This window comes from Corallococcus sp. AB049A (genome assembly GCF_003668885.1).
In the GTDB taxonomy this organism is placed as follows: domain Bacteria; phylum Myxococcota; class Myxococcia; order Myxococcales; family Myxococcaceae; genus Corallococcus; species Corallococcus interemptor.
Map to the genome: position 1 here is coordinate 1 of NZ_RAWL01000750.1, position 1,918 is coordinate 1,918.

A 1,918-nucleotide genomic window follows, 5' to 3' on the forward strand; every position below is an offset into this window, starting at 1 on the left:
CCCCGTGGCCGCGCCGCCGCCTCCTCCTCCCCCCGCGCCGCACCCCGTGGCGACGACCGCGCGGCCGCCGGCGGCTCCCGTGGCGGCGCCCCCGGCCCCCGTCCACGCCGTGGCACCCGCGGCCTCTGCGCCCCCGGAAGCGACGGGGAAGGGCATGTCGCCCGGCCAGCGCAAGGGGCTCATCTTCGGAGGCGTGGCCCTGGTGCTGGCGGGGCTCGCGCTGGTGTTCCTGCTGCCCAAGGGCGGCGTGGAGGTGCGCAACGCCCAGGAGGGCGAGCGCGTCTACGTGTCCGGCGTCCTGCTGGAGCCTGGCCAGGGCCTGCCGGAGGACGCCACCGGGTGGCTCGTCTCCACGGCCGTGGACGGCAAGCTGCACCGCTTCGGCAAGGTGCCGAAGTCGGAGCACATCGACCTGCGCACGCTCGCGGACGCCGCGCCCCAGGCGGATGCCCGGGGAACGCTCAACGTCACCGGCGCCCAGGGCTGCCGCGTGGCGCTGGGCTCGCGGGTGCTCGACGGCCAGACGCCGCTGACCAGCCAGATGCCCGCGGGGCGCGAGTTCGAGGTGCGCGTCACCTGCGGCGGCAAGCCCGACCTGGTCCGCTGGGTGATGGCCGTGCCGGGACAGGGCGTCGCGCTGGACGTGCCCTGAGCCGGACGGAATGACAGGGGCTGTAGGCCGCGCCAGCGCGGCCTACAGCTTCTTGAACAGGAAGTCCTTGTAGGCGCCGTAGCCGGGCAGGTCGTCCCCGATGGAGCCGTCCAGCTTCGCGTGGAGGGTGAGCGTGCCGTCCTTCAGCCCCAGCGTGTAGCCCGGCGCGTCCTTGTGGACGACGTGCACCGTCCGCAGGCCCTCGCGCACCGCCTGCTTCCCGATGGCGTCGCGGCAGACGTGCTTCAGGTCGTCGATGAGCCGGTCGAAGACGCCGTTGGAGAGCATCTGGACGGCGGCCGCCGAGGTGAAGCTCTCCTCGTCGAGCGTCACCTGGAACTCGGCGCCGCTCGCGGCCTCCCGCAGCTCCGCCAGCTTCGGCGGGAAGGTGTCCTGCTTGAACGCGGCCAGCTCCTGGCGTTCGGCGAGCCCCATGGTGTCGTGATCCATCGTCTTTCCGGGCAGCAATGCCCACCCCCCTCGAACCGTCGTGGACTGCCCCGCTGGCTGTCAACCCCGCCCCTCGGGGTGGCCCCAGGCCCGGGCGAAGTCCACGGTGCGTCAGTCGTGCGTCCCCACGTGCAGGTCGCCGTGACGCACGCAGACCCAGTGGAAGGCGCACGAACACGCCACCGCGCGGGCGTGCGTGCAGCAGCGGCCCCCGAAGTCCTCCGGCAGCAGCTCGCGCCCGGAGGCCGGCGGCTCCGGCAGCTCCCGGGGGGCGCCTCGCCCGGAGTCCGCGGGCGCGCTGCCGCAGCAGCCGCGCATGAGGCAGCCGGGACACAGGGACAATTCGCAGTGCGCGCACCAGTCGAACACCTCTCCGGCGGTGCCACGGCGCTCACAACCTCCACAGGCGTCGAACATGGACGGCCTCCTCGCTCACATGACGAGCAAGGTAGAGGAGGGGTCCGACATCACGGGTCGTGCGGCCCCTGGCGTCTGGCGCTCCGGGCGGAGGGAAGCGACGGCTGCCGGACGCTCGCCGTGCGCACCTTCCACGGGTGGACGGGAGCCACGCCGCACGCCGGTCCATGATCCCTTGCCGCGTTGGCCGGGGATTCGCATGGAACAGGGGCTCACGTAGTTCCTGGTATTCGGGGAGGACGCAGTCATGCGCAGACACCGCCGAATCATCGGAGTGTTCGGCTCCGGGAGGCACTCCCACGAAGAGTGGGTGGTGCCCCTGGCGCGGTGGATTGCCGAGGCCGGGTTCGACCTGCTCACCGGTGCGGGCGGCGGCGTCATGAGCGTGGCGGCGGGGGC

General features: G+C 73.1%; 2 protein-coding genes and 2 pseudogenes. 2 read left to right on the plus strand and 2 right to left on the minus strand.

Annotation, left to right across the window (positions count from 1 at the left end):
• A pseudogene (locus tag D7X55_RS39005) lies at window positions 1-652 on the plus strand (serine/threonine protein kinase); the annotation flags it as partial.
• 42 nt (window positions 653-694) lie between these two features.
• Here D7X55_RS39005 and D7X55_RS39010 read toward each other — a convergent pair.
• A complete protein-coding gene (locus D7X55_RS39010) occupies window positions 695-1,102 on the minus strand; it encodes a hypothetical protein (protein WP_121725676.1) in 408 nt (135 codons plus the stop codon).
• Between the two features lie 111 nt (window positions 1,103-1,213).
• Window positions 1,214-1,519 carry a hypothetical protein gene (locus tag D7X55_RS39015; RefSeq protein WP_120553207.1) on the minus strand — a complete coding sequence of 102 codons (306 nt, stop codon included), beginning with the start codon at window positions 1,517-1,519 and terminating at the stop codon, window positions 1,214-1,216.
• Window positions 1,520-1,766: 247 nt separating this feature from the next.
• On the opposite strand from D7X55_RS39015, the pseudogene D7X55_RS39020 reads away from it, so the two are divergent.
• Window positions 1,767-1,918 (plus strand): annotated as a pseudogene (locus tag D7X55_RS39020) (molybdenum cofactor carrier protein); the annotation flags it as partial.

Excerpts from the sequence above, each read along its gene's own strand:
- D7X55_RS39010 (WP_121725676.1), bottom strand. The coding sequence starts at position 1,102 with ATGGATCACGACACCATGGGGCTCGCCGAACGCCAGGAGCTGGCCGCG.
- D7X55_RS39015 (WP_120553207.1), bottom strand. The coding sequence starts at position 1,519 with ATGTTCGACGCCTGTGGAGGTTGTGAGCGCCGTGGCACCGCCGGAGAG.